The sequence below is a fragment of the Variovorax sp. AC103 genome, from assembly GCF_979254005.1.
Genome location: NZ_CEEDFC010000005.1, coordinates 136,480 through 160,820, shown reverse-complemented (window position 1 = coordinate 160,820; position 24,341 = coordinate 136,480). Strand labels below are relative to the sequence as shown.

General features: G+C 69.8%; 23 protein-coding genes. 11 read left to right on the top strand and 12 right to left on the bottom strand.

The features are described from left to right. Positions 1-41: 41 nt before the first annotated feature. Positions 42-737: a substrate-binding domain-containing protein gene (locus AC0IYU_RS09365; protein ID WP_472115614.1), complete on the top strand. Its 696-nt coding sequence runs from the start codon at positions 42-44 to the stop codon at positions 735-737. Positions 738-782: 45 nt separating this feature from the next. Here AC0IYU_RS09365 and AC0IYU_RS09360 read toward each other — a convergent pair whose 3' ends face one another. Next, the gene (locus AC0IYU_RS09360) at positions 783-2,252 is read right to left on the bottom strand and encodes a glycosyltransferase family 2 protein (protein ID WP_472115611.1); all 1,470 of its coding nucleotides are present in this window, start codon (positions 2,250-2,252) and stop codon (positions 783-785) included. Between the two features lie 128 nt (positions 2,253-2,380). Between AC0IYU_RS09360 and AC0IYU_RS09355 the strand changes: the two genes are divergently transcribed. Continuing rightward, entirely contained in the window at positions 2,381-2,941 is a 561-nt protein-coding gene (locus tag AC0IYU_RS09355) for a cytochrome b (RefSeq protein ID WP_472115608.1), read from the top strand. Then, positions 2,938-3,801 (top strand): alpha/beta fold hydrolase, encoded by an 864-nt coding sequence (locus tag AC0IYU_RS09350; RefSeq protein ID WP_472115605.1) that lies wholly within the window; start codon positions 2,938-2,940, stop codon positions 3,799-3,801. The genes AC0IYU_RS09355 and AC0IYU_RS09350 overlap by 4 nt, the downstream gene beginning before the upstream one ends. Before the next feature lie 51 nt (positions 3,802-3,852). Here the strand turns inward: AC0IYU_RS09350 and AC0IYU_RS09345 are convergent, their stop codons facing one another. From AC0IYU_RS09345 to AC0IYU_RS09325, 5 genes are read right to left on the bottom strand one after another with little or no spacing between them, the layout of a single operon-like run. After that, positions 3,853-4,833 carry a tripartite tricarboxylate transporter substrate binding protein gene (locus tag AC0IYU_RS09345; protein ID WP_472115602.1) on the bottom strand — a complete coding sequence of 327 codons (981 nt, stop codon included), beginning with the start codon at positions 4,831-4,833 and terminating at the stop codon, positions 3,853-3,855. A gap of 26 nt (positions 4,834-4,859) precedes the next feature. Then, positions 4,860-6,164 (bottom strand): gallate dioxygenase, encoded by a 1,305-nt coding sequence (locus AC0IYU_RS09340; RefSeq protein WP_472115599.1) that lies wholly within the window; start codon positions 6,162-6,164, stop codon positions 4,860-4,862. Between the two features lie 23 nt (positions 6,165-6,187). Beyond that, positions 6,188-6,889 carry a 4-carboxy-4-hydroxy-2-oxoadipate aldolase/oxaloacetate decarboxylase gene (gene ligK / locus AC0IYU_RS09335; protein ID WP_472115596.1) on the bottom strand — a complete coding sequence of 234 codons (702 nt, stop codon included), beginning with the start codon at positions 6,887-6,889 and terminating at the stop codon, positions 6,188-6,190. Position 6,890: 1 nt separating this feature from the next. After that, a complete protein-coding gene (locus tag AC0IYU_RS09330) occupies positions 6,891-7,919 on the bottom strand; it encodes an amidohydrolase family protein (RefSeq protein WP_472115593.1) in 1,029 nt (342 codons plus the stop codon). Continuing rightward, positions 7,916-9,055 carry a 4-oxalomesaconate tautomerase gene (locus tag AC0IYU_RS09325; RefSeq protein ID WP_472115590.1) on the bottom strand — a complete coding sequence of 380 codons (1,140 nt, stop codon included), beginning with the start codon at positions 9,053-9,055 and terminating at the stop codon, positions 7,916-7,918. Before AC0IYU_RS09325 ends, AC0IYU_RS09330 begins: the two co-directional genes overlap by 4 nt. A 138-nt stretch (positions 9,056-9,193) precedes the next feature. On the opposite strand from AC0IYU_RS09325, the gene AC0IYU_RS09320 reads away from it, so the two are divergent. After that, positions 9,194-10,465: a LysR family transcriptional regulator gene (locus AC0IYU_RS09320; protein ID WP_472115587.1), complete on the top strand. Its 1,272-nt coding sequence runs from the start codon at positions 9,194-9,196 to the stop codon at positions 10,463-10,465. A 114-nt stretch (positions 10,466-10,579) separates the two neighbouring features. On the opposite strand, the gene AC0IYU_RS09315 is transcribed toward AC0IYU_RS09320, so the two are convergent. After that, positions 10,580-11,074, bottom strand: a complete 495-nt coding sequence (locus AC0IYU_RS09315; protein WP_472115583.1) for a pentapeptide repeat-containing protein — start codon at positions 11,072-11,074, stop codon at positions 10,580-10,582. A gap of 453 nt (positions 11,075-11,527) precedes the next feature. On the opposite strand from AC0IYU_RS09315, the gene AC0IYU_RS09310 reads away from it, so the two are divergent. After that, complete coding sequence (locus AC0IYU_RS09310) at positions 11,528-12,553, top strand: AraC family transcriptional regulator (protein WP_472115580.1); 1,026 nt, start codon at positions 11,528-11,530, stop codon at positions 12,551-12,553. A gap of 37 nt (positions 12,554-12,590) precedes the next feature. Here AC0IYU_RS09310 and AC0IYU_RS09305 read toward each other — a convergent pair whose 3' ends face one another. Then, entirely contained in the window at positions 12,591-13,790 is a 1,200-nt protein-coding gene (locus AC0IYU_RS09305) for an ABC transporter substrate-binding protein (RefSeq protein WP_472115577.1), read from the bottom strand. Between the two features lie 188 nt (positions 13,791-13,978). Between AC0IYU_RS09305 and AC0IYU_RS09300 the strand changes: the two genes are divergently transcribed. Genes AC0IYU_RS09300 through AC0IYU_RS09275 form a run of 6 tightly spaced genes read left to right on the top strand, consistent with a single transcriptional unit; the run spans position 13,979 to position 19,420 of the window. Continuing rightward, on the top strand, positions 13,979-15,241 hold the full coding sequence (locus tag AC0IYU_RS09300) for a dienelactone hydrolase family protein (protein ID WP_472115574.1): 1,263 nt from the start codon (positions 13,979-13,981) through the stop codon (positions 15,239-15,241). Next, positions 15,238-16,203 (top strand): PDR/VanB family oxidoreductase, encoded by a 966-nt coding sequence (locus tag AC0IYU_RS09295; RefSeq protein WP_472115571.1) that lies wholly within the window; start codon positions 15,238-15,240, stop codon positions 16,201-16,203. Before AC0IYU_RS09300 ends, AC0IYU_RS09295 begins: the two co-directional genes overlap by 4 nt. A 25-nt stretch (positions 16,204-16,228) precedes the next feature. Then, positions 16,229-17,551, top strand: coding sequence for an aromatic ring-hydroxylating dioxygenase subunit alpha (locus tag AC0IYU_RS09290; protein WP_472115568.1), 1,323 nt, complete (start codon positions 16,229-16,231; stop codon positions 17,549-17,551). Beyond that, positions 17,548-18,042, top strand: a complete 495-nt coding sequence (locus AC0IYU_RS09285; RefSeq protein WP_435495990.1) for an aromatic-ring-hydroxylating dioxygenase subunit beta — start codon at positions 17,548-17,550, stop codon at positions 18,040-18,042. The genes AC0IYU_RS09290 and AC0IYU_RS09285 overlap by 4 nt, the downstream gene beginning before the upstream one ends. Next, on the top strand, positions 18,039-18,632 hold the full coding sequence (locus AC0IYU_RS09280; RefSeq protein ID WP_472115565.1) for a cysteine hydrolase family protein: 594 nt from the start codon (positions 18,039-18,041) through the stop codon (positions 18,630-18,632). The genes AC0IYU_RS09285 and AC0IYU_RS09280 overlap by 4 nt, the downstream gene beginning before the upstream one ends. After that, positions 18,629-19,420 (top strand): SDR family oxidoreductase, encoded by a 792-nt coding sequence (locus tag AC0IYU_RS09275; protein WP_472115562.1) that lies wholly within the window; start codon positions 18,629-18,631, stop codon positions 19,418-19,420. Before AC0IYU_RS09280 ends, AC0IYU_RS09275 begins: the two co-directional genes overlap by 4 nt. Positions 19,421-19,482: 62 nt before the next feature. On the opposite strand, the gene AC0IYU_RS09270 is transcribed toward AC0IYU_RS09275, so the two are convergent. From AC0IYU_RS09270 to AC0IYU_RS09255, 4 genes are all read right to left on the bottom strand, one after another. Further along, entirely contained in the window at positions 19,483-19,926 is a 444-nt protein-coding gene (locus AC0IYU_RS09270; protein WP_435487633.1) for a universal stress protein, read from the bottom strand. Between the two features lie 65 nt (positions 19,927-19,991). Continuing rightward, positions 19,992-22,142, bottom strand: coding sequence for a putative bifunctional diguanylate cyclase/phosphodiesterase (locus AC0IYU_RS09265; RefSeq protein ID WP_472115559.1), 2,151 nt, complete (start codon positions 22,140-22,142; stop codon positions 19,992-19,994). 261 nt (positions 22,143-22,403) lie between these two features. Continuing rightward, complete coding sequence (locus tag AC0IYU_RS09260) at positions 22,404-22,691, bottom strand: hypothetical protein (RefSeq protein WP_472115556.1); 288 nt, start codon at positions 22,689-22,691, stop codon at positions 22,404-22,406. A 27-nt stretch (positions 22,692-22,718) separates the two neighbouring features. Further along, positions 22,719-24,326 carry an oleate hydratase gene (locus tag AC0IYU_RS09255; RefSeq protein WP_472115553.1) on the bottom strand — a complete coding sequence of 536 codons (1,608 nt, stop codon included), beginning with the start codon at positions 24,324-24,326 and terminating at the stop codon, positions 22,719-22,721. Between the last annotated feature and the right edge of the window lie 15 nt (positions 24,327-24,341).

Below are 24,341 nucleotides of genomic sequence, written 5' to 3'. Positions count from 1 at the left end.
GCGCCTGTGTTTCCTTTTCTTTTGATATCGATGGAACAACAATGAAACTGACCCTCTTCAGCGGCGGCGCCGCGCAGGCCGTGGTGACCGGCCTGCAACAGGACTTCGAGCAGGCACACGGCTGCACCCTCGCGCCGACCTTCGGTGCCGTGGGCACCATGCGCGACAAGCTGCTCGCCGGCGAGCCCTGCGACCTGCTGGTGCTTTCCGCGTCGTTGATCGAGCAGCTCACGGCGCAGGGCCACGTGGTGCCCGGCAGCGCGCGGGCGCTCGGCCCGGTGGCCACGGGCATCGCGGTGCGCAACGGCACGCCCGAGGTGGCGGTCGGCAACGGCGAGGCGCTGAAGGCCACGCTCTCGGCCGCGCGCGGCCTCTACGTGCCGGACATGACCCGGTCGAGCGCGGGCATCCACATCGCCGGCATGCTGAAGGCGCTGGGACTCGTCGAGGTGCTGGCCGGCCGGATCCACGAGTTTCCGAATGGCGCCACCGCGATGCGCGAGCTTGCGCGCAGCGAGGGCGAGGGCATGCTCGGCTGCACGCAGGTGACGGAGATCATGTACACGCCCGGCGTGCGGCTGGTGGGCGAGCTGCCCGCCGAGCACGCGCTGAGCACCGTGTACACCGCGGCCGTGTGCAGCCGTGCGCAGGCGCCAGAGCTTGCGGCCGCGTTCGTCGAGGTGCTGGCCGGCGAGGCCAGTGCCGCGCTGCGCGGGCGCAGCGGCTTCGGCCTGTGAATCTCAGCCGCTGAACGTCAGCGGCTGAAATTCAGGGGCTGAGCTTCAGCTGTTGCGCCGCTGCACGCCGTCGGCGTCGACCAGCCCGACGCGCGTCTGCCGCCCCCAGGTGCCGCGCCCCGTCAGGAAGGTCCACCAGCCCCAGGCCGCGCCGGTGTGGCGCAGGATCTGGAAGGTGAAGGGTTCGACCAGCGCGGCCAGGAAGGCCTGCGCCATGTTGGCCTCGCTGGCCTGGCCGATCCAGCGGCGGTACAGGTACACCGACCACAGGTGAAACACCAGGTCGAGCACGATCTTCGCGCCGATCACCCCGGCCACCGGCGCCAGCACGCCGAAGTTGCCGCGCACCAGGTACATCAGCAACAGCCCGAAAGCCGCCAGTCCGTACAGCGGCTGCAGCGTGTCGATGGCTTTCACCGGCAGCATCGCCACGCCGAGCCAGCCGTAGCGCCGGTCACCGACCATGGCGCGGTACCAGTACTGGGTCTGCAAAAAGCCGCCGAACCAGCGGCGGCGCTGGCGCAGGAAGGCACCGGTGCTGCTGGGCGCGTCGGTGTGCGCCTGCGCGTCGCCCAGCACGCGCACCGTCCACGGCAGGCCGTGCACCCGGGCGTGGTGGTGCAGGCGGTGAATGAGTTCGTAGTCTTCCACCAGGCAGTCGGTGTCGAAGCCGCCCACGGTGCGCACCGCGTCCGTTCTGAAACCTGCGAAGGCGCCCGAGATCAGCAGCAGCCCGTTGACCCGCATCCACGCATAGCGCGACAGAAAGTTGCGGATGTACTCGTACGTCTGGAACCACTGGAAGCAGCGCCCGGCCAGCGTGCGGCTGCACACGGGGGTGATGACGCCGGTGGCGGCCACCAGGTCGGGCTCTTCGGTGAAGGCACGGCGCACCGCGCCGATGGCCTGGCTGTCGAGCAGCGTGTCGCCGTCCACGGTCAGCACCGTGTCGGTGTCGATGCACAGGATGGCCGCGTTCAGCGCCACCGCCTTGCCGCCGTGCGGCAGGCGCAGCCAGTAAAGCGACGGGTGCGTGGTGCTGGCCGCGCTCAGAGCGCCCAGGGCGGGGGCGACGAGCCCGTAGCGCGTGGCCAGCAGCTCGGCCGTGCCGTCGCTGGAGCCGTCGTCCGCAACCACGATGCGGTCGGGCACGTCGCTCTGGCCGAGCAGGGCGGCCAGCGTGACGGGCAGCACGGCGGCCTCGTTGTGCGAGGCGACGATCACGCCCAGCGTGGTGCGCCTTGTGCCCGCGGCGGACGTGCCGGCGGGCAGGGGCCGGGCGCGCAGGATCGGCAGCGTCATCCACGCCACGAACAGCAGCAGCACCGTGTCGTACACCACATAGGCCACGCCCACCGACCAGGCCCGCACGTTGCCGAGCTTGAACGCCATGGCGAAAAGCAGCACCCACAGCACAAGCACGCCGCCGTGAATCAGCCAGCTGCGCAGGGGGGTGCGGGGGGGAGAGAGGCGCGGCGACGCTGCCAGGAAGGCGCTGTGGAGTGGATCGTTCAAGAGAAGGTGCCCGGGCGACTGGTCGTTGATACGCAAAAACTCGGCCTGCGGTTTCGAAAGGCCCGAACAAACCCGGGACAATCGCATGCGCCACTGACTGAGTCGGCTCCCGCCCGAAAATTCCCCGCATGCTCGCACAAACCCGCTACACCCGAACCGCCATCGCGCTGCACTGGCTGATTGCCGTGCTCATGGCCGTCAACATCGCCCTGATCCTGCTCGTCGAGCGGTACCCCGACGACTGGGTGCGCCCGGCCGTGGACACCCACAAGTCGATCGGCATCACGGTGCTGGGCCTGGTGCTCCTGCGCATCCTGTGGCGCCTGACGCACAAGCCGCCGGCCATGCCGGGCTCGTTCGGCGCGCTCGAGCGCCTTGCGGCCCATGCGGCCCACGGGGCGCTGTATGCGCTGATGATCCTGCTGCCGGTGTCGGGCTGGATGCACGACTCGGCCTGGAAGGACGCCGGCGCGAACCCGATGTTCCTTTTCGGCCTGTTCGAATGGCCGCGCATCGGCTGGATCATGGCCATCGAGCCGGCGGTCAAGGAAACCTGGCACACCGTGCTGGGCGGGGTGCACACCTGGGCGGGCTATGTGCTGTACGTGATCTTCGCGCTGCACGTGCTGGGCGCGCTCAAGCACCAGTTTCTCGACGGCGAGCGCGAACTGCAGCGGATGTGGCCGTGACCGCGCAACGCAGCGAAGAGGCCCGCGAGGCCATCGCGCGCATCGACGCGCTGTCCACCCACCACGACCCGGTGCACGAGGGCGTGCGCGTGCGCTGGCGCCGCTTCGGCACCGACACCGCCCGCCCACCGCTGGTGCTGCTGCACGGCGGCCACGGCAGCTGGATGCACTGGCTGCGAAACGCGCAGGCCTTGTCGGCCCGCCGCACGCTGTGGCTGCCCGACATGCCGGGCTTCAACGAGTCCGGCACGCCGCCGCGCGTGGCACCCGGCGAAGACTCGCTGCCGCCCTTGCTGGCCGCGCTGGGCGGCACGCTGGACCAGCTCATCGGCGCGGGCACGCCCATCGACCTGGGCGGCTTTTCCTTCGGAGGCCTGACGGCCGCACGCTTCGCGGTGCAGCGCGGCGCCGTTCGCCGCCTGGCGCTCGTGGGCAGCGGCGGCCACGGCACGATGCGCCGCGTGACGGCGCAGATGATCAACTGGCGCGCCGCGCCCGACCGCGAGGCGGAACGCGCCGCCCTGCTGAACAACCTGGCCGCGCTGATGCTGCACGACCCCGCCGCCATCGACGCGCTGGCCTTCGAGATCCACGACGTCTCATGCCACGGCACGCGCTTTCGCAGCAAGGAGGTGTCGCAGTCGGGCGGCCTGCAGCAGGCACTGGATGCACTCGGTCTGCCCACGCTGCTGCTCTGGGGCGAATACGACGTCACCGCCGACCCGCGCCCGCTGGTGGCGCAGCTGGTGGCCGAAGGGCCGCACCGCGAGGGCGCGGTGATCGACGGCGCCGGGCACTGGGCGCAGTACGAGCGCGCCGACGAGGTCAGCGCGCGGCTGGTGACGTTCTTCGGCGGCTGAGCACGGCCCGCGCCTCCCGGTTCTTCTTTTCTGTGAACGGCCTGCCGGCTGTCAGTCGAGCTTGATGCCGGCGTCGCGAATCAACTTGCCGTAGCGCGCCGCGTCGCTCTTGAGCAACCTGGCGAACTGCTCCGGCGGACCGGCCAGCGTCACGCCGCCCGCCGCGGCCAGTTGTTCGCGCACCTCGGTCGAGGCCAGCGCCTTCTGCACCGCGTCGTGCACCGCCGCCAGCACGGGCTTGGGCGTACCGGCCGGTGCCACGAAGCCGTACCACACGCTGGCCTCGAAGCCGGGGTAGCCCGACTCCGCCACCGTCGGCACGCCGGGCAGCACGGCGGAGCGCTCGGCACTCATCACCGCCAGCACGCGCAGCTTGCCGGCCTTGACCAGAGGCAACACCTCCAGCGCGTTGACCGCGACCACGTCCACATGCCCGCCGAGCACATCGGTGATCGCCTGCGCGCCGCCCTTGTAGGGCACATGGCGCAACTGCAGGCCGGCGGTGTGCTGGAAGAGTTCCATCGCCAGGTGCGGCGTCGAGCCGTTGCCCGGCGTGGCAACCGTCACGTTGCCCGGCTTGGCCTTGGCGGCGGCCACCAGTTCGGCCACGGTCTTGATGGCCGAGCCTTCGCGCACGGTGAACACCACCGGCACGCGCCCGACCAGCGCCACCGGTGCGATGTCGCGGTCCAGGTCGTAGGGCGCGGGCTCGAACAGCGAGGGGTTCACCGCCAGCGCGTTGGCCGCCAGCAGCAGCGTGTAGCCGTCGGGCGCGGCGCTGGTCAGCGCCTTCACCGCGATGTTGGTGCCCGCGCCGGGCTTGTTCTCCACGATGACGGGTTGGCCCAGCGTGGCTGTCATGCGCTGGCCGACCGAGCGCGCGATGGCGTCGACCGCGCCGCCGGCGCTGTAGCCGACGAGGATCTTCACCGGCTTCGAGGGGTAGGCGTCGGCGGCTGCCGCCGTGTTCAGGGCGCAGATTGCCAGCAGGCCGGCGAGGGCGCATGCGGCGGTGCGAAGAAGTTGTCTCATGGTCGGTTTCCTTGTGTGTCGTGTGTTCAACGGGCCGGCGTTGTAGGGGCCTTGTCCCATGCCTGGGGTGCCGCGTCCTTGCCGGCCACCGAATACAGCGCGCCGGGCGCATTGCGCGTCTGCTGGAAGTCTTCGAGCGACTGGCCGCGCATGGCGGCGTAGATGTGCAGGTTCGACACGCCCAGCACCGCGCCCAGCTTCTCCAGCATGAAGAAGATCACGCCGTAGTGAATGAGGCCGCGCCAGTCGCGCCGGCGCACCAGTTCGCGTTCCTGCGGCGTGAGCGCGGCCGCCTCGAAGGCGGATTCCTCGTCCGCCAGGAAGGCCGTGCGGTGGGCCGGCCGCGTCATGCCATGCAGGAACTTGTTGAGCCGGTAGGCACGCACGCTGGTCTCCAGCGTGAAGGGGTAGCTGCCCTCCAGCGCCTCGACGCCGGCCAGTTGTTCGTCCATGTGGCGGCGGTGCCGCTGCACCTCGCCCGCCACCGGCGGGCTCGCCAGGTTCTCGTAGATGGCGGTGGCAATGCCGGTCATCGACGGCAGGTAATAGCTCTGGTGCGTCTTGCGCACGTTCGACGACAGCGCGCCGCGCATCACCAGCCACATGATCACTTCGGCGCCTTCCATGCCGCCCAGCGTGGCCAGCTCGGCCTGGGTCATCTCGGTCAGGCGCACCGGGTCGTTCTCGACCAGGTCCAGGAACTGCGCGTCCCAGGCGGGGTTGTTGAAGCCCGCGCGCTCGCCGTGCACCTGGTGCGACAGCCCGCCGGTGGCCACGATGGCCACCTTCAGGTCTTCGGGGTAGCTTTCGATGGCGCGGCGCAGCGCCTGCCCCAGGCGCCAGCAGCGCCGCGCCGAGGGCACGGGCGACTGCAGCACGCCCACCTGCAGCGGAATCACCGGCACCGGCCACGCGGGCGCGTGCGCGCACAGCAGCGACAGCGGCGAGAACACGCCGTGGTCCAGCGCGCGGTCCTGGAAGAAGGACATGTCGAACTCGTCCGCCACCAGCGAGCGCCCGATGTGCTGCGCCAGCGCCGGATGGCCCGCCAGCGCGGGCAGGTCGCGCGCGCCGCCGCCTTCGTCGGCCACCGCATGCTGCGCGCCCACGCCGAGCGAGAACGCCGAGTAGTGGTCGAAGAAGAACGAGCTGACGTGGTCGTTGTAGATGAAGAACAGCGCGTCGGGCTTGTTGTCCTCCAGCCAGCGCCGCGCCGGCGCGAAGGCCTCGAAGATCGGCGCCCACACCGGGTCCTGCTGCTTGTTCCTGTCGTAGGCAAAGCCGATGGTGGGCGTGTGCGAGCACGCGACGGCGCCGATGATGCGAGCCATGGTGTGTGTCCTGTGCCTGGGCTTCAGTCGACGTAGCGCAGTCCGGCCTTGGCCAGCGGCTCGCGCATGCCGTACATGTCCAGCCCGAGCTCGCCTGCCGCGAAGCGCGCGCGCTTGGTGGTCTCGTTGGCTTCGCGGGCCTCGGCCGCATCGGCCACCTCCTGCGCGCGCGCGGCCGGCACCACCACCACGCCGTCGATGTCGGCCACGATCACGTCGCCCGGGTGCACCAGCGCGCCCGCGCACACCACCGGCACGTTGACCGAGCCGAGCGTGGCCTTGATGGTGCCCTTGGCGTGGATGGCGCGGCTGAACACCGGGAAGTTCATCGCGTGGAGGTCGCGCACGTCGCGCACGCCGCCGTCGATCACCAGGCCCATGCAGCCGCGCGCCTTGAAAGAGGTAGCGAGCAGGTCGCCGAAGAAACCGTCGGTGCTGTCGCTGGTGCAGGCGGCCACCACCACGTCGCCGGGGCGGATCTGCTCGGCCGCCACATGCAGCATCCAGTTGTCGCCGGGCTGCAGCAGCACGGTGACGGCCGGGCCGCAGAAGCGTGCGTCGGGGTGGATCGGGCGGATGCGCGGCTGCATCAGCCCGAGCCGGCCCAGTGCCTCGTGCACGGTAGACACGCCGAAGCGCGAGAGCTTCTCGACGGCGGCCGGGTCGGCGCGCTCGATGGTGCGATGCACGACGCCGAGCTGTTGAAGGTTGGAAGTCGTGGTCATGTCAGAGGCCCTTGGCTTGGAGTGCGCGGTCCAGCCGCGGGTAGACGCGGCGCGCGTTGCCTTCGTAGATCTGGTGGCGCGCGGCGGCGTCCAGCGTGGTGGCGGCGTCGATGTAGCGGCGCGTGTCGTCGTAGGGGAAACCGGTCTCGGGGTCGATGCCGCGCACCGCGCCGATCATTTCGCTCGCAAACAGGATGTTGTCGACCGGAATCACGCGCGTGAGCAGGTCGATGCCCGGCTGGTGGTACACGCAGGTGTCGAAGAAGATGTTGTGCAGCAGGTGGTCTTTGAGCAGCGGCTTCTTCATCTCCTGTGCCAGGCCCCTGAAGCGCCCCCAGTGGTAGGGCACCGCGCCGCCGCCGTGCGGAATCACGAAGCGCAGCGTGGGGAAGTCGGTGAACAGGTCGGAGCTCAGGCACTGCATGAAGGCGGTGGTGTCCGCGTTCAGGTAGTGCGCGCCGGTGGTGTGGAAGCAGTCGTTGCAGCTGGTGCTCACGTGCACCATGGCCGGAATGTCGTGTTCCACCATCTTTTCGTACAGCGGGTACCAGTGGCGGTCGGACAGCGGCGGCGAGGTCCAGTGCCCGCCCGACGGGTCGGGGTTCAGGTTGATGCCGACGAAGCCGTAGTCCTGCACGCAGCGTTCCAGTTCGGGAATGCAGGTGCGCGGGTCCACGCCCGGCGACTGTGGCAGCATGGCGGCGCCCACGAAGTGGTCGGGAAACAGCTGCGCCACGCGGTGGCACAGCTCGTTGCAGAGGGCGGCCCAGGTGGCGCTGGTCTCGAAGCCGCCGATGTGGTGCGCCATGAAGCTGGCACGCGGCGAGAAGATGGTCAGGTCGCTGCCGCGCTCGCGCATCTTGTGCAGCTGGTTCTGCTCGATGGATTCGCGCAGCTCGTCGTCGCTGATGCGCAATGAGGCGGCAGAGGGCGCTTCGCCCGGGTTGCCCAGGCTGGCGATCTGGCGCTTGCGCCATGTTTCCAGCGCGGCGGGGGCGGTCGTGTAGTGGCCGTGGCAATCGATGATCACGGGGTCTCCGTAGGGGTTGAATGGTGGGCTGCGCCGGGCACCAGGACGTGTCCTCGGAACAGCGGCCGCGCGGTGCGCAGCAGCGCGGCGCCGGCGATGCCGCAGCCGCTCGCGTCCATCAGCAGGCGCACGGTGAATTCGCCGGTGGGATGTTCCACCGACAGGTCGTGCAGGCGTTGCGCAGGGCTGGGCGCTGCATCGGGTGCGATGACGCACAGCCCTTCCATCACGGTGCCCGGCACCACGCAGGCCGACGCCACCGACACCGCACCCAGCACGCCGATGGCGTCATGGCATTTGCGCGGAATGAAGGTGCGCGTGTTCAGCGTGCCGCCGGCCAGCGCGGCCGAGACCAGCGTCATCTTGGGCACCACCTTGGTGCTGACGTCGCCCAGGCCCATGCGCTCCCCGGCCTGCAGGCGGATCGATTCGATGCGCGCCTTCAGCGCCGCATGGGCGTCGAGTTCGGCCGGCGTCTCGCGCCCGGTGGCGCCGAGGTCGGCCGCGCGCATCAGCACCACCGGCATGCCATTGTCGATGCAGGTCACCTCGACGCCGTCGATGCGTTCGCGCGCCTCACCCGTGGGCAGCAGTGCGCCGCAGCTGGACCCGAGGATGTCGGAGAAGCGCAGCTCCACCGGGGCGCCGTGCCCGGGCACGCCGCTGATGGCCGTGTCGCCGCTGTAGCGCACGCGGCCGCCGGGCGTCTGCACCACCGCATCGCAATACGACGCCGTGTTCACCATGCGGATGCGCACCACCGACTGGCCGTCCTGCGCCGGCACCAGGCCCTCGTCCAGCGCGAAGGGGCCGACCGCCGAGAGGATGTTGCCGCAGGTCGGCGCGTAGTCGATGCGCGACTCGGTGGCCACGACCTGGCCGAAGAGGTAGTCCACATCGGCGCGCGGGTCGGTGGACGGCGAGACGATCGCGACCTTGGTGGTCAGCGGATGCCCGCCGCCGATGCCGTCGATCTGCCGAGGCTCGGTGTGGCCCATGGCGGCGAGGATGAGGGCGTCCCTTTCGGCGGGCTCGCCGGGCAGGTCTTTCGCGTGGAAGAAGGCCGCCTTCGACGTGCCGCCGCGCATCCATGTGCAGGGCAGCGAAATCAGGTCGGGGGAGGGTTCGCAAGGCATGCGGCCAGTGTGAGCGCGCAGCGCCTCCGGCGGGTTGAGTTCCACGCGCACTGCGTTCTCATTTGTTTATCGATACCGGGTTAACCCTTGCCCCTGAATGAGCGAATGGCATCTGTCACTGATCGGCAGAATCGCTGCATGGCGGCAAAGAAACTTATCGACACCGAAAAGGCGACCAACGCGGGCGGTGCATTGCAGCTCAACCTGCGGCATCTCCAGGCCTTCTCGGCCGTGGCCGCCGCCGGCAGCGTCACGCAGGCGGGGGACGCCCTGTTTCGCGTCGCCTCGGCGGTGACCCGTGCGGTGGCGGAACTGGAGGCATGCCTGGGCGTGTCGCTGTTCGAGCGCAAGGCCCGCGGCATGCTGATGAACGTCTACGGCGAGGCCGTGCGTGTGCGCGCCCAGCGGGTGGAGCAGGAGTTCGCGGCGGCCTGCCTGGAGCTCGCGGGCAGCGACGCCGCGGCGCCGACACAGGCCATCGAGGCGCGCAGCCTGCTGGCGTCGATGTTCAGTGCGCGCCGGCTTGCGTTGTTCGCCAGCCTGTCGGAGCTGCACAACATGCCCGCGGTGGCCGCCGCCTTCGGTGTGACACAGCCGGCCCTCAGTGCGCTGGTGCGCGAGCTGGAGTCGCGCACCGGCCGCACGCTGTTCACACGCACGGCGCGCGGCGTCACGCCCACGCGCGCGGGCAGCCTGCTGGCCTTTCGCTGCAAGCGCGCGCTGGCCGAGCTGCGCAGCATCGGGCCGGACCTCGCGGCCTTGCGCGGCGCGGTCGAGGGCCGTGTGGCGGTGGGCGCGCTGCCGCTGTCGCGCACGCTGATCCTGCCGTCGGCCATCGCGGCGCTGGTGGCGCGGCACCCGCGGCTGCATGTGAGCACCGTTGAAAGTCCGTACGAAGCGCTGGCCGCCGCGCTGCGCAGCGGCGACATCGACTTCATCATCGGCGCGCTGCGCCCGCCGGAAGAGGCCAGGGACCTGGTGCAGGAGTCGCTGTTCGAAGACCGCATCTCGCTCATCGTGCGCGCCGGCCATCCGCTGGCCGGGCTGCCGCGCATCGGGCGGGCGGCCCTGCAGCGGGCCCAATGGGTGCTGTCGCGCCCCGGCTCCCCGTCGCGCGAGTTGCTGGAGCGCGCCTTCCGCGAAGCGGGCCGTGCGGCCCCCGTGCCCACGGTGGAAACAGGCGACCTGGCCCTGTTGCGCGGCCTGCTGCTGCAAAGCGACATGGTGACCGCCATGTCGGCGCACCAGCTGCACTACGAGATCGACACCGGCGCGCTGGTGGTGCTGAACCATCCGCTGGAGAGCACCCGGCGGCGCATTGGCATCACGCAGCGCAAGGGCGCGCTGGCGTCGCCGGCCGCCAGGGCCCTGATCGATGCGGTGCGGCAGGTGGTGGCTGCCAGGCTTTGAGCGGCCCCGGGGTCATGCAGCGGCCAACCGCGTATTCCTCGGTCATGCCGATGCGCCGCCGTGCAGCGGGATGGCCGCGTGGCACGGGCCGGCGGTCGGCTCCGGCTTCATCGGTCAGTTGATTCGCGCGTCGCTCAGGTGCATGTCCTGGAACTGGCTTCCGGTGAAGTCGACCTGTTCGCCCTGCAGGCCGGTCGCGTTCACTCGTTCGCCGGTGCAGTCGCGCAGGTTCACCTGCGTCCAGGTGCTGGCGTCGAAACTCAGGTCTGTCCAGTTGCACTGGCTGAACGAGCAGTTGCCGAGCCTGCTGGCGTCGAGCTGCGTGCCGGCGAAGGTGCAATTGACGAAAGTGCACCCGCTGATGGCAATGCGCCGCATGTCGCATTGCCGGAACGAACAGCCGCTGAACTGGCAGCCGGTCCACACGGCGTCTTGCAGCGAGGTCGCAATGAAACTGCTGCCGCTGAACGTGCTGGCGGTGAAGGTGATCAGGTTCAGGTCCAGCCCCGCATAGGCGTTGCCGTCGCTCTGGCCTGCCACGCCGGCCGGCGCACCGCCGATGCCCTTGCGCCATTTGTCATGGGACTGGATGAGCAGAAGCGCGCTCATGCCGCGCGACCCCGGCTTCGAAGGGGTCGACGACCGCCTTGCGGGGCCAGGAACATCGGTCGATCGGACGAATGGGCAGTCGGGAGACTGCAGGAGGACGGGGACGGGTGCATGCGTTGAGCCTGTGTGATGAACGACGGGCCGGAAGTCTGCGGCCCGTGGCTTGCGCACCCTTGCAAACAATGGTCAACAGCCTGTCGACACAGCGATCCGCCCCGGAGAACGTGAAAAACGCACGAGAGGGCTGGGGCGCATGCACTTGAACCAGCGCGACGAACCGGCCTGACCGCTGCGATTTCCCCGTTGCCGGCACATCTCCGGCAGCGCGGGCAAGCTTCTTGCGGCAGGGGCCTTGCCGCCCGGGCAACCCCCATGGCGGCGGGCGGCGCACGGACGTAGATTCCGGCATCGACCCCAGAGTCGCTTCCCCCACCTTGATCCGCAGGAGTGTCCATGGACGCATGGTCGAGCCAGCAGCTTTCCCCCTTGTACGGACGCGAGGTCTTCCGCTCGCGCGAGGCGGACGAGACCCATGCGCGCGTGTCCCGCGAGCTCAAGCCGCACCGCAGCGTATGGGGGCGCGGCGACGTCGACGCCGTCTTCTGCCGCGCCGAGCTGAGCGCACTGTCCTTGTGCATCCTGCGCTATGGCTGCGACGTCGACATCGAGCCCGATGCGCTCGGCAACTTCGTGCTGGTGCAGATGCCGCTGCGCGGCCATGCCGACATCCACACCGGCGGGCAGACGCTGCAGATCCATCCCGGCCAGGGCGCGGTCATTTCCGCGCACAAGCCGGTGCGGCTGCGCTGGCATGCCGACTGCGAACAGCTGATGCTGAAGATCGAACTCAGCCGCTTGCAGGAGGTGGCGCGCCATGCCTTCGCCCTGCGCGGCACCGACGCCGTGGGCGAGATCGATTTCGAGATGCCCTTTCGCCTGGACGACGCCGCCGGTACGCAGTGGTGCCGCATGGTGGCGGGCCTGGCGTCGCTGTTGCCTTCGAGCGACTTCGAGGCCTACGACCCGCGATGGCTCGCGCACTGCGAAGACAACCTGATGCTCTACCTGCTGTGCCACCGGCCGAATTCGGTGCTGCAGCGGCACGCCGCGGTGCGGCGCGGCTCCGAAGAAGCCGGCCTGCGGCAGCTGCGCCGGGCCGAGGAGTTCATGCGCGAGCGGCTCGACACGCCGATCGCGCTCGAAGACGTGGCGCAGGCCGTGGGCCTGACGCGCCGCGGCCTGGCCCTGCTGTTCAGGCGCTACCGGGAGCTGTCGCCCGGCGAGGTGCTGCGCAACATGCGGCTGGACGCCGCGCACGCGCAGCTGGCGCGCAACGACGGCGCCAGCGTGACCGAGGTGGCCCTCAACTGCGGCTTCTCGCACCTGAGCCGCTTTGCCGCCTGCTACCGCGAGCGCTTCGGGCAGCTGCCGCGCGACACCTCGTCGGGTGCCGCGCGCACATCGGTCGCCAGGCACTGACGGCGCAGCGCCCGGCGCGCAACCGGCGCCGAAGCGCTCAGGACTTCATCCGGCACTGCGCGGCCGAGGTGTCCTGGTAGTTCTGCAGCACGGTGCCGATCACCTTGTTCGAGATTCGCCCGCTGGCGTCCTTGCCGATCACGCGCAGGTAGTAGTTCTGAATGGGGAAGTTGTTCGCGCCGTAGCGGAAGTCGCCGCGCACCGACTTGTAGTTGGCCGCCTTGATCGCCTTCAGCAGCGCGGGGCGGTCGGCCACCTTGCCGCCCACGTCGCGCACTGCCGCGTCCATGGCCATCAGCACGTCGTAGGCCTGGCCCGCGTAGAACGACGGGTTGCGTCCGTTGTTCTGCTCGCGAAAGGCCGCCACGAAGCGCTGGTTGGCCGGGTTGTCGAGGTCGAAGGACCAGTGCGCGGTGTTGAACAGGCCGAGCATCGGCTCGCCGACCGCGGGAATCATGTCCTCGTCGGCCGAGAAGGCGGTGGAGATCAGCGCCACGTCCTTCGACAGCCCCGCGCCCACGAACTGCTTGATGAAGCTCACGCCCATGGCGCCGGGCAGGAAGAAGTAGAGCGCGTCGGGCTTGGACGCGCGAATCTGCGCCAGCTCCGCCGAGTAGTCGAGCTGGCCCAGCTTGGTGTAGAGCTCGTCGCCCACCGTGCCCTTGAAGGTGCGCTTGAAGCCGGTGATCGCGTCCTTGCCCCCGGGGTAGCTGGGCGCAATGAGCGCCACCTTCTTGAACGCCTTGTCGGAGGCGAACTTGCCGGCCGCCTCGTGGTACGCGTCGTTGGGGTAGGAGGCGCCGAAGAAGTACGGGTTGCAGCGCGCCCCCGAGTAGTCGCTCGGGCCCGTGTTGCTCGACAGGTAGGGCACCTTGGCTGCGAAGAGCGGCGGGCCCACCGCCAGTGCGACCGAGGAGCCGACCGGGCCGGTGAACAGGTCGATCCTGTCGCGCATGAGCATGCGGTCGACCGCCTGGCGCGCGGTTTCGGGGTTGCCGGCGGTGTCGGCCTCCACGTACTCGACCGGCACGCCGCCGAGCTTGCCGCCCAGCTGCTTCATCGCCACGGCGAAGCCGGCCTTGGCCTCGGCGCCGCCGACGGCGAACGGGCCCGAGAGGTCCATGGCGAGGCCGACCTTCACGGTCTGTGCCTGCGCCTGGGCCAGCGTGGGCAATGCCAGCGCGCAAGCCATGACGGCGAGCGCGCACAGGGCGGTTCTGGGGAATTCCTGCGACATGGTGGACAAGCTCCTCGGTAGGGGAAATTCGTTGAACGTGGGGTGCGATGCAGGCCGCAGTCTGTGGGCCGCCGCGGCACGCCGCTATCCGTTTCGTGCAGCGAGGGTGGCTGCACGAAATGGACAGACAGCAGGGGCGGGCGGTCCACAGAATCGCCGCCGAACCCCACCACTCCAGAGACACCACGATGAGCAACTACATCGACATTCCGGCCGGAGACGGCTCGCAGACTTTCCGCGGCTACCTGGCCTTGCCTGCCTCGGGGCGCGGTCCCGGCATCGTGCTGTGCCAGGAGATCTTCGGCATCAACGACTACGTGCGCGAGGTCGCCGACCTCTACGCGCAGGAAGGCTACGTGGTGCTCGCCCCCGATCTGTTCTGGCGCATGGAGCCCAACGTCGAGCTGGGCTATTCGCCCGAAGACTGGCAGCGCGCCTTCGGCTTCTTCCAGAAGTTCGACATCGACGCCGGCATTGCGGACGTCACGGCCAGCGTGCAGGCCCTGCGCGCGCACCCGGCGTGCACCGGAAAGGTCGGCGCGCTGGGCTTTTGCCTGGGCGGCAAGCTGGCCTTCCTGGCGGCGGCGCATTCGGGCGTGGATGCGGCGGTGGGCTACTACGGCGTGGGCATCGAGGGTGCGCTCGACCTGGTACCGAAGATCGAATGCCCGATCGCCTTGCACTTCGCGGAACTCGACCAGTTCTGCCCGTCCGAGGCGCGTGCCCAGGTGCTCGAGGCCTTTGCCGGCAAGCCCGGCGCGCAGATGTATGTGTACCCCGGCGTCGACCACGCCTTCGCGCGCACCGGCGGCGACCATTTCGACAAGCCTTCCACGCTCATGGCGCACCAGCGCTCCATGGCGCTGTTCAAGGAAGCGATCGGCCCGGTCTACGACCTGTCGGCGCTGTGGGACAAGCACTGCGAGTACGAGTTCGCCACGCGCGACGTGGTCGCCACCATGGCCACGATGGTGAGCGAGCCCTACGTCAACCACATTCCGACCATGACCGGCGGCGTGGGCGCGAAGGAGCTGTCGCGCTTCTACAAGCACCACTTCATTCCGACCACGCCGCCGGACACGCGGCTCACGCCCATCTCGCGCACCGTGGGCGCGACGCAGATCGTCGACGAAATGCTGTTCTGCTTCACCCACACGGTGGAGATCGACTGGATGCTCCCGGGCATCGCACCCACCGGCAAGGCGGTGGAGATTCCGCTGGTGGCCATCGTGAAGTTTCGCGGCGACAAGCTTTTTCACGAGCACATCTACTGGGACCAGGCCAGCGTGCTGGTGCAGATCGGCCTGCTCGACGCCAAGGGCCTGCCCGTGGCCGGCGTGGAGACCGCGCGCAAGCTGGTGGACGAGACGCTGCCGTCGAACACGCTGATGCCGCGCTGGGCGAAATCGACCGCGCTGACCATCGCCGACCCGGCGCTGCCGCTGGGATGACGGGCGCTCCGCACATGCTGGAACTGGTCGTCGCGTCGGTCACGCCGCTCACCCCGGCCATCAAGGCCTTCGTGCTCCGCAGCGCGAACGGTGCGCCCCTGCCGCCGTTCGCGCCGGGTGCGCACCTGGGTGTGCAGGTGATGCAGCCCAACGGGCGAACCGGGCAGCGCGCGTATTCGCTGGTGAAACCGCACGACGGCGCGCAGGGCTACGAGATCGCGGTGCTGCACGAACCGCAGGGGGCGGGCGGCTCGGCCTGGATGCACGGGCTGGCCGCCGGCGCGGTGCTGGCCGCCCACCCGCCGCGCAACGACTTCGCGCTGCACGCGGGCAGCGCGCCGCCGTTGCTGGTGGCGGGCGGCATCGGCATCACGCCGCTGCTGTGCATGGCGCGGTCGCTCGTGGCCGAAAACAGGCCCTTCGACTTGTTCTACGCCACGCGCAGCGAAGACGCCACGGCCTATCTGGCGGAAGTGCGCGCGCTCGGCGGCACCGTGGTGCACGACGGCGGCGACCCTGCGCGCGGGCTCGACCTGCGCACGCTGCTGGCCGCACCGGCGCCCGGGCGCCACCTGCACGTGTGCGGCCCGCGCGGCCTGGTGCAGGCCGTGGTGGACACCGCCCGCACCCTCGGCTGGCCCGGCGACCACGTGCACTTCGAACTCTTCGCGGGCGCGCTCGAACAGGCCGGCGATGCGGCCTTCGAGGTGCGCACCCTGCGCTCGGGCCGGACGCTGACCGTGCCGCCGGACCGCAGCCTGCTCGACGTGCTCATCGCCGCGGGGCTCGACCCGCTGTACGACTGCCGCCAGGGCGACTGCGGCGTGTGCGCCGTCGACGTGGTGGAGGGCGTGCCCGACCACCGCGACCACAACCTCAGCGCCCGCGAAAAGGCGAGCGGCAAGACCCTTTGCACCTGCGTGTCGCGCGCGAAGACCGCGCACCTGGTGCTCGACATCTGACGACAAGGCTTCAGGAGACCCACCCATGACCATCGATCCGAGCACGCTCGTGCAGCCCGACCGCGTGCACAAGCGCGTCTACACCGACCCCGCCATCTTCGAGCTGGAGATGGACCGCGTCTTCGGCCAGGCCTGGCTCTACGTCGGCCACGAGAGCCAAGTGCCCAAGCCCGGCGACTACTTCACCACCCGGCTGGGCCGCGAGCCCGTGGTGATGCTGCGGCACACCGACGGCGCCGTGCACGTGCTGTTCAACCGCTGCCCGCACAAGGGCGCCAAGATCGTGCCCGACGGCAGCGGCAGCGCGGGCAAGTTCTTGCGCTGCCTGTACCACGGCTGGACCTTCAAGTGCGACGGCAGCCTGCTCTCGGTGCCGCTGCGCAGCGGCTACGAAGACACCGCGCTCGACCTGAAAGACCCGCAGTACGGCGTGCGCAAGGTGGCGCGCGTGGCCACGCACCGCGGCTTCGTGTTCGCGAGCCTCGCGGCCGAAGGCCCCGAGCTGAAAGACTTTTTGGGCGGCGTGGCCACCTCGCTCGACAACTTCTGCGACCGCGCGCCCGAGGGCGAGGTGGAGGTGGCCGGCGGCGTTCAGCGCGTGATCCAGCGCAACAACTGGAAGATCTTCTTCGAGAACCTGCACGACACCATCCACGCGGTGGCCACGCACGAGTCGTCGTGGCGCGCGGCCAAGGAAGAGTACGAGGCCATGCCGGCGGGCACGCCCAAGCCCTTCGAGGTGGTGATCGTCGACGGCAACGGCGAGCCGCTGGACTTCTGGGAAAAGCTGGAGCTGAAGGGCTACGACAACGGCCACGGCTTCATGGAAGGCATCTTCGTGCCGCCAACCGATCCGGTGAGCCTGGCCTACGTGGCCTCGCTGGAGGCCGCGCACGGCGCACAGCGCGCCGAAGAAATCCTGCGCGTGAACCGGCACAACACCATCGTCTACCCGAGCTGTTCGCCGCACACCTCGTTCCAGCAGATACGGGTGATACGGCCGCTGTCGGTGGACCGCACGCTGGTCGAGATCTTCAGCTTCCGCCTGAAGGGCGCGCCGGAGGCCACCTTCCAGCGCACGCTGAAGTACACCAACATCGTCAATTCGCCCTCGTCCAACGTGATGCCCGACGACCTGGAGGCCTACAACCGCGTGCAGGAAGGCCTGGGCAGCGAAGGCGGCGACTGGGTCAGCATGCACCGCGCGGCCGGGCGCGACCAGCCGCTGCCGGGCGGGCGCGCCTCCAACGGCAACAGCGAGATGCCGTCGCGCAACATGTTCGCGGCCTGGGCTTCGTACATGGGTGCGGGTGCGGGTGCGGATGCCCCGGCGGGAGACAAGGCATGAACTTCATCGACTGGCAAGAGCAGCAGGACGTCACGCAGTTCTTGCACCACGAGGCGCGCCTGCTCGACGAGCACCGCTGGGACGAATGGCAGAAGCTCTTCACGCCCGACGGGCTGTACTGGGTGCCGCTGGTGCACGGCCAGACCGACCACCTCAACCATGCCTCGCTGTTCTGCGAAGACGCGCTGCTGCGCTCCATGCGCGCACGCCGGCTCGAGCAGGCCCGCGCCTATTCGCAGCAGCCCGTGACGCGCACCGTGCACGTGGTCGGCAACATCGCGCTCGAATCGCGCGACGAAGCAGGCTGCACGGTGCGCTCGACCTTCATGCTGCTGGAGTGGCGCAAGACCGAGCAGCGTGTGTTCGGCGGCAGCGTGCTGCACACCTTGCGCAAGGCGGAACAGGCCGGCGGCGGCTTTCGCATCCAGACCAAGCGCATCGACCTCGTCAACTGCGACGCACCGCACGAAGCCCTGCAGGTGTTCATGTGAAGGCCGCGCTGCTGGCCATGCACTACCAGAACGACGTGCTGCACGTCGACGGCAAGGTGCGCGTGGGCGTGGCCGCCGACGACCCGGCGCGCCCGCGGCTCATTGCCTCGGCCGCGCGCCTGATCGCGGCCGCACGGGCGAACGGGGTGCCGGTGATCTTCGTGCGCATCGCCTTTGCGCCCGGCTATGCGGACTGCCTGAGCAACTGCACGCTGTTTCGCCGCGTGGCCGAGACCGGTGCCGTGCAGGACGGCAGCTGGGGCGCCGAGTTCTACGCCGAGCTGGCGCCGGTTTCGGGCGAAGCCGTGGTCACCCACAAGCGCAACAACCCTTTCTGGGCCAGCGGGCTCGAGGAGGCGGTGCGCGCCACCGGCGCGGGCCGGCTTTATGTGGCGGGCATCGCGACCAACCATGTGGTCGAGCATGGCGCGCGCCATGCGAGCGACCTGGGCTACGACGTGGCGGTGGTGGCCGACGCCTGCAGCACCGCGCAGGCGCACCTGCATGCGGCCAGCCTGGAAACCCTGGCGATGCTGGCGCACGTGATTCGCGTGGATGATGCGGTCACTCAAATGAAGGGCCCGCCATGAAGTTGCAAGACAAGGTCGCCGTCGTCACCGGCGCGGCCGCCATGCTCGGCAGCGCCATCGTTCGCGCGTTGGTGCAGGCCGGCGCGCGCGTGCTGGCGGTGGACATCGACGTGCCGCGCGGCCAGGCGCTGGCCGCCGAACTGGGGCCGCGCTGCCGCTTCGTGGCCTGCGACATCGCCAGCGACGACGCGCTCGACGCGCTGGTGGCCGACGTGCTGCGGGTGGAGGGGCGCATCGACTTCCTGGTCAACAACGCGGTGGTCTATGGCGACGCCGGCCTGGCCGCTGCGCGCGGCGAGTGGCTGAGCGCGCTGAACGTCAACCTGGTTTCCGGCGCGATGCTGGTGCAGAAGACCGCCGACGCGCTGGCGGCGCAGCGTGGCGCCATCGTGAACATGGGCAGCGTGGGCGGCAAGTTCGGCACGGCGGGCAGGGCGCTCTACCCGGCGGCCAAGGCCGCCATCCTGCAGCTCACGCGCAACCAGGCCGCCAGCCTGGCGCCGCGCGGCGTGCGGGTGAACTCGGTGTCGCCGGGGTGGACCTGGTCGGACGCCCTGTCGCGCATGGCCGGCGCCGACCGCGCACTCGCCGACCGCGTCGGCGCGCCGATGCACCCGCTGGGCCGCGTGGGCGACGGCGACGACGTGGCGCAGGTGGTGCTGTTTCTGTGCTCGGACGCGGCACGCTTCGTGACCGGCGCGGACATTCCGGTCGACGGCGGCTTCTCGATGCTGGGGCCCGACCAGGGGCACTCGGCGCGCGACTGGTTCGAGGCGCAGCCGGACTGAGGCGCGCGGACGCGCCAGCTTGCCGGTGCGCCAGTGCGCCAGTGCCTCAGCGAGTCAGTGCGTCAGCGCAGCACCAGCACCGGCAGTGCCGAGTGCGTCAGCACATGCTGCGTCTCGCTGCCCAGCAACAGGCGCTTGAGGCCCTTGCGCCCGTGGGAGGCCATCACGATCAGGTCGCTGCCGTGCTTCTTCGCGGCCGCGATGATCGATTCGGCCACCAGGTCGGAGCTGATGCGCGCGGTCTTCACCTGCACGCCGCTGGCCTGCGCGCGCTCGCGGACGGCGTCGAGCATCGCCTGCGCCTTGTCGGCCCATTGCTTCTCGACGCGGCCGATGTCGTCGGGCGAGAAGGTCATCGCGCCCTCCAGGTAGCTCTGTGGGTAGCGCGGCACGACGGTCAGCGCCACCAGCTCGGCGCCGTTGCCGGCCGCCAGCGCAACGGCGGCCTTGACCGCCTTCTTCGAGAGCGTGGAGCCATCGGTGGCGACGAGGATGTGCTTGAACATGAAAGCGCCTTTCGGGTGTGAGGTGCCAGCTTAGGCAGCCCGTGGGCGCGGCGCGTTGCGCCAGATCAAGCAGTGGCGGCGTCGGTTCGCCATCGGTCGAAGTCCGGTGGCGCCATCGGGCGCGCGATGAAGTAACCCTGGACCCCGTCGCAACCGCAACTGGCGGCCAGGTCGAACTGTTCCTGCGTTTCCACGCCCTCGGCGACCACCAGCAGCCCCAGCGCGTGCGCGAGCTGGACGATGGACCGGAACACCGCGGCATCGCCCGCGCTCTCGCCGGCATTGACGATGAAGCTGCGGTCCAGCTTCACCGACGTCAGGGGCATGCGAGGCAGCTGCGACAGCGTCGAGTAGCCCACGCCGAAGTCGTCCATCGCCACCTTGAATCCGTGCTGGCGCGCGCGCTCCAGCGCGGCGACCGCGTGCGCGTCGGCGAACACGCCCTCGGTCACCTCGATGCAGAAGCGGCCGGCCGGCAGGTCCTGCCGGGCCAGGAGCGCCAGCAGGTCGGCCACCACATCGCCGGCGGCGAACTGGGCGGGCGACACGTTCAGGTTGATCACCGGCCATTGGCCGGGCGCCGTCCGCTCCCAGGCCGCCGCCTGGTCGACCGCCAGGCCGAGCAGCTTGCGCCCTAGCGCGGCGATCAACCCCTTGCGTTCAGCCAGCGGAATGAAACGGTCGGGCGGGACGGCGCCAAGCCGCGGGTGACGCCACCTTGCCAACGACTCCACGGCCATGATCCTTCGGTCGGCCACGCCCACCACGGGCTGGAACGACAGCCAGAGTTCATCGTCGCTGGCCAAGGCCTGGTGGAGGTCCTGCTCGAGCTCGACCTCCTGCTGGCGCGTGTCGTGCATGGCTTTCGCGAACGCCACGGCCTGGTTGCCGCCGCGGGCCTTGGCGACGTACATGGCCTGGTCGGCCGCCTGCGCCAGGTTGGCGCCGGCGGCTTTCTGCGCATGCGCGGTACCCACGCTCGCCACCAGCCTGAAGCTTCGTCCGCGCACCTCGTAAGGCCGGGCCAGCGAGCGGCTGACCGCGTGGCCCAGTTGCTCGGCCTCCCCGGGGCTCAGGTCCGCGCAATAGATGGCGAACTCATCGCCGCCGATGCGGCCCACCGGCGCGCCATTCGCCGCGGCACGCAGCCGCGTCGCCACCTCGACCAGCACGCGGTCGCCTTCTTCATGGCCGAAGGCCTCGTTGACCGCCCGGAAACCGTCCAGGTCGATCAGCACCTCGCTCGCACCCGGGCCCGCGGCTGCCGTCCCGCTTCGGCGCAGGTCCATCATCTTGTTGCGGGTGAGCAGCCCCGTCAGGGCGTCGTGGTCGGCCGCTCGCCGCGTCAGGCGTTCGGCAATGCCACGCAGCCGATCCACGCCATGGGCGCGCACGGTAACGATGGTGACCACGGCCCAGATCAACGCGATGATGAAGGCGCCTTGGTAGACCAGCAGCACGCCGTCCGGCGGCAGCTGCATGCCCGGGTTGCCGAGCCACCTCGACATGAGCCAGACCCCCAGTGCCAGCAGCAGCGTGGTGCTGCCGAGCAGGCGGCGCGCCAGGCGGCCCGGCTCGGAGCCTGCGGTCAGGGCCTGCATGAAAGACCGGCGCGAGGTCGCCAGCAGAAGCGCCAGCGCCAGCGATGCCGTGCCCGCCACGGTCCAGGGCGCCATGGCGCCCTTGAAGGCCAGCAGCCCGCCAAGGTAGCCCACAAGTGCCACGAAGAGCACTGCCAGTGAAGCCGCAGCCAGGAGCTGCGATACCAACGGCTGCCGCATGCGCCGCGCAATTTCGCCAAGGCACAGCAGCAGCAACGTCCAGGCGACATTCAGCGGCATCGTGATGTGGTTGCCCGTGGCTTGCCGATGCGCTTCGAACGTGCCGCGAAACGGTGTCAATGCGTTGAAGAGCCGGTCGCCCGTCAGGGGGACCAGCAGCCTGATCGAGACGAGGCACAGGGCGGCCGCCACGGCGATTCGAGCGACCGTTCGGGGAAGCCCGGTCGTCTTGCCGGGCATCAGCGCGATCGTGAGCAGCAGCAGGCACAGCGCCGTGCCGGGGTGGGTGGCAGGCAGGTTGGCGACCGGGCGCCACATGCCCGGCACATCCAGTGCGTAACCGAGCAGGACCCAGAGGCCGATGCTGCTGCCGATGGCGGTACCCGCAATGCGGGCCACACGCGGCAGCCGCCATCGTGCGGGGTGCTCAGTCATGCGGCCATCGCGGAAGGCGGATCGCCTCGGCAAGGCGGCACCGGCGCCTGGGATCAGAAATACCGACGGGCAGAGCTGGGTGCATCGGTGCGATGAGTTCTGCAATCGCCGGCGAAAGCCGATCCGCATCGAAGAACCTTTGGCGCACTGTAGCAGGGGAGATTGCACCTTTCGACTGACAGTTTCGATTCTGGCTGGCGCGATCGGCCATCCGTTCAGCATCGCGCGATGGTCGCTGCGGCTTCGCCGGGCAGTCGCCTGTCAAGGCAGTTCCGGATCTCTTGGCGGCTTCAGACCGAGACCGAGCCAGTTCGGCGGCAGTGCTTCATCGACGACAGCGCTGCGAACGGCCTTCCACCCGCGCGCCGTGATCGCCGTCACGGCGGCCGCATCCTGCACCTGCAACCGGACCTCGTCGCCAGGCCACGGAATCCGGGCCTCGACCAGACCCGCGGCCTGCAGCACCCGCAACCGGTCGATGCTCACCGGCTCGGACACCGTGCAAGGCGGCGGCGCCTCGGCCAGCGCCCGCAGGAGATTCATGCACATCGTCGCGCTCCCGGCCGTGCCATGGCGTCAGCCCATCAGCGTGCGCAGGCTGGCCAGCGCGACCTTCGGGTCGGCGATGCCGTGGTAGATGGGCGGCACTTCCTTGTCCACGCCCATGAGACCGTACACGCCATGCATGGCGCCGCGCACCGAGTACTCGACGGTGAAGACCACGTCCTCCGCAATCTCCACGTACTGGCCCAGCAGCGCGAAGTTCTTCGCGCCGTGCGGAATGACGGCCGGCCGGTCCGTCGGGGCCCGGCATTCGAACTCGCTGGTGATGTACGGCATCATCACCGGCACCACCGTGGTGGTGCGCCGCACCTCGTCCAGGATGTCCTCGAAGCCCAGGTGGTGGATGAGTTCGGTCAGTATTTCCTGCCCCGTGGCCTGCGCCATCGTGCGGTCGATGAAGTTGCCCTGCGTTTCCAGCAGCAGGCCGTAGCCCCACAGCGTGAACACGCACTCGGGCTGTGCGTCGAAGTGCGGCGGGTGCGGCACCACGATCGACATCAGCCAGCTCGAATCCTTGAAGGTCATCAGGCCGCCCGTGCCGGGCGCGTTGCCCGAGAAGGCCTGGATGCGCTCCAGCAGCAACGGGCTGCGCAGCGTGAGCGTGAAAGACTCCCACTTGCTCTCGTCCACGTTGCCGCAGAAGGCCTCGGGCCGGCCCAGGCCCGGGGCCTTGCGCGCCAGGTTCTTCCACAGCGTCCAGGCGCCGTCGTGCGGCACCCGCACGAGCTCGGGCGCCTGATGGTCGGTGCCGTTGCGCGAGTCGGCGGTCATGGAGCCGAGCGTGAGCAGTGCGCACTCCTGCGGCCCCAGCTGGTACGACAGCGGCCTGCCGTCGCGCATGCAGTGCAGCGTCTGCAACCGCAGGCCGCTGTCCGCGCTGTCGTGGGTGTCGTGGGTGTCGGTTTTGGCAAAGTCCGCATCGACCACGCGCGTGCCGAACTCGAACAGCACGCCGTGCGCTCGCAGCCAGCGCACCATCGGCCGCACGATGGTGTCGTACTGGTTGAGCTCGGTGCGGCGCACGCCGCCCAGCGTGTGGATGCGCGGCAGCTCCTGCAGGAAGCGCAGCATGTAGCGCTTGAGCTCGACCGCGCTGTGCCAGTTCTGGAACGCGAAGGTGGTGCGCCACATGGCCCAGAAGTTGGTGTCCAGGAAGTGCGGGGAGAACCACTCCTCGATGCGCCGGGTGCCCAGCACGCGCTCGGGCATGGCCAGCAGACGCATCAGTTCCAGCCGGTCCTGCAGGTCGAAGCCGAGGTCGCTGGCGTCCAGGATGCAGTGGTGCCGGTCGATCAGCCGCGCGTTCGCGTCGGAGTGCACCTGCCGGTTGAAGTCGCGCACCTCCTCGTGCACCGTGCGCGCGGGGGTGTTCAGCGACGGGATGCTGTCGAGCACGTTCCACAGGCAGGTGTAGGTCTCGTCGGTGAACATGCGCCCGCCGCGCGTCACGTAGCCCTGCTTCGCGTCGCCCGCGCCGTCGAGCGCACCGCCGGGCAGCGGCGACTCCTCCAGGATGCGGATGCGCGAGCCGTGCATGCCGCCGTCGCGAATCAGCAGCACGGCCGCGCTCAGCGCCCCGATGCCGCTGCCGACGATGGTGGCCTGGGTGAAAGGGGGCATGGGGTGTTCCTCGGG

Coding starts and splice junctions, on each gene's coding strand:
- AC0IYU_RS09365 (WP_472115614.1), top strand. CDS start 42: ATGAAACTGACCCTCTTCAGCGGCGGCGCCGCGCAGGCCGTGGTGACC.
- AC0IYU_RS09355 (WP_472115608.1), top strand. CDS start 2,381: ATGCTCGCACAAACCCGCTACACCCGAACCGCCATCGCGCTGCACTGG.
- AC0IYU_RS09345 (WP_472115602.1), bottom strand. CDS start 4,833: ATGAGACAACTTCTTCGCACCGCCGCATGCGCCCTCGCCGGCCTGCTG.
- AC0IYU_RS09340 (WP_472115599.1), bottom strand. CDS start 6,164: ATGGCTCGCATCATCGGCGCCGTCGCGTGCTCGCACACGCCCACCATC.
- ligK (WP_472115596.1), bottom strand. CDS start 6,889: ATGACCACGACTTCCAACCTTCAACAGCTCGGCGTCGTGCATCGCACC.
- AC0IYU_RS09325 (WP_472115590.1), bottom strand. CDS start 9,055: ATGCCTTGCGAACCCTCCCCCGACCTGATTTCGCTGCCCTGCACATGG.
- AC0IYU_RS09320 (WP_472115587.1), top strand. CDS start 9,194: ATGGCGGCAAAGAAACTTATCGACACCGAAAAGGCGACCAACGCGGGC.
- AC0IYU_RS09315 (WP_472115583.1), bottom strand. CDS start 11,074: ATGAGCGCGCTTCTGCTCATCCAGTCCCATGACAAATGGCGCAAGGGC.
- AC0IYU_RS09310 (WP_472115580.1), top strand. CDS start 11,528: ATGGACGCATGGTCGAGCCAGCAGCTTTCCCCCTTGTACGGACGCGAG.
- AC0IYU_RS09305 (WP_472115577.1), bottom strand. CDS start 13,790: ATGTCGCAGGAATTCCCCAGAACCGCCCTGTGCGCGCTCGCCGTCATG.
- AC0IYU_RS09300 (WP_472115574.1), top strand. CDS start 13,979: ATGAGCAACTACATCGACATTCCGGCCGGAGACGGCTCGCAGACTTTC.
- AC0IYU_RS09295 (WP_472115571.1), top strand. CDS start 15,238: ATGACGGGCGCTCCGCACATGCTGGAACTGGTCGTCGCGTCGGTCACG.
- AC0IYU_RS09290 (WP_472115568.1), top strand. CDS start 16,229: ATGACCATCGATCCGAGCACGCTCGTGCAGCCCGACCGCGTGCACAAG.
- AC0IYU_RS09285 (WP_435495990.1), top strand. CDS start 17,548: ATGAACTTCATCGACTGGCAAGAGCAGCAGGACGTCACGCAGTTCTTG.
- AC0IYU_RS09275 (WP_472115562.1), top strand. CDS start 18,629: ATGAAGTTGCAAGACAAGGTCGCCGTCGTCACCGGCGCGGCCGCCATG.
- AC0IYU_RS09270 (WP_435487633.1), bottom strand. CDS start 19,926: ATGTTCAAGCACATCCTCGTCGCCACCGATGGCTCCACGCTCTCGAAG.
- AC0IYU_RS09265 (WP_472115559.1), bottom strand. CDS start 22,142: ATGACTGAGCACCCCGCACGATGGCGGCTGCCGCGTGTGGCCCGCATT.
- AC0IYU_RS09260 (WP_472115556.1), bottom strand. CDS start 22,691: ATGTGCATGAATCTCCTGCGGGCGCTGGCCGAGGCGCCGCCGCCTTGC.
- AC0IYU_RS09255 (WP_472115553.1), bottom strand. CDS start 24,326: ATGCCCCCTTTCACCCAGGCCACCATCGTCGGCAGCGGCATCGGGGCG.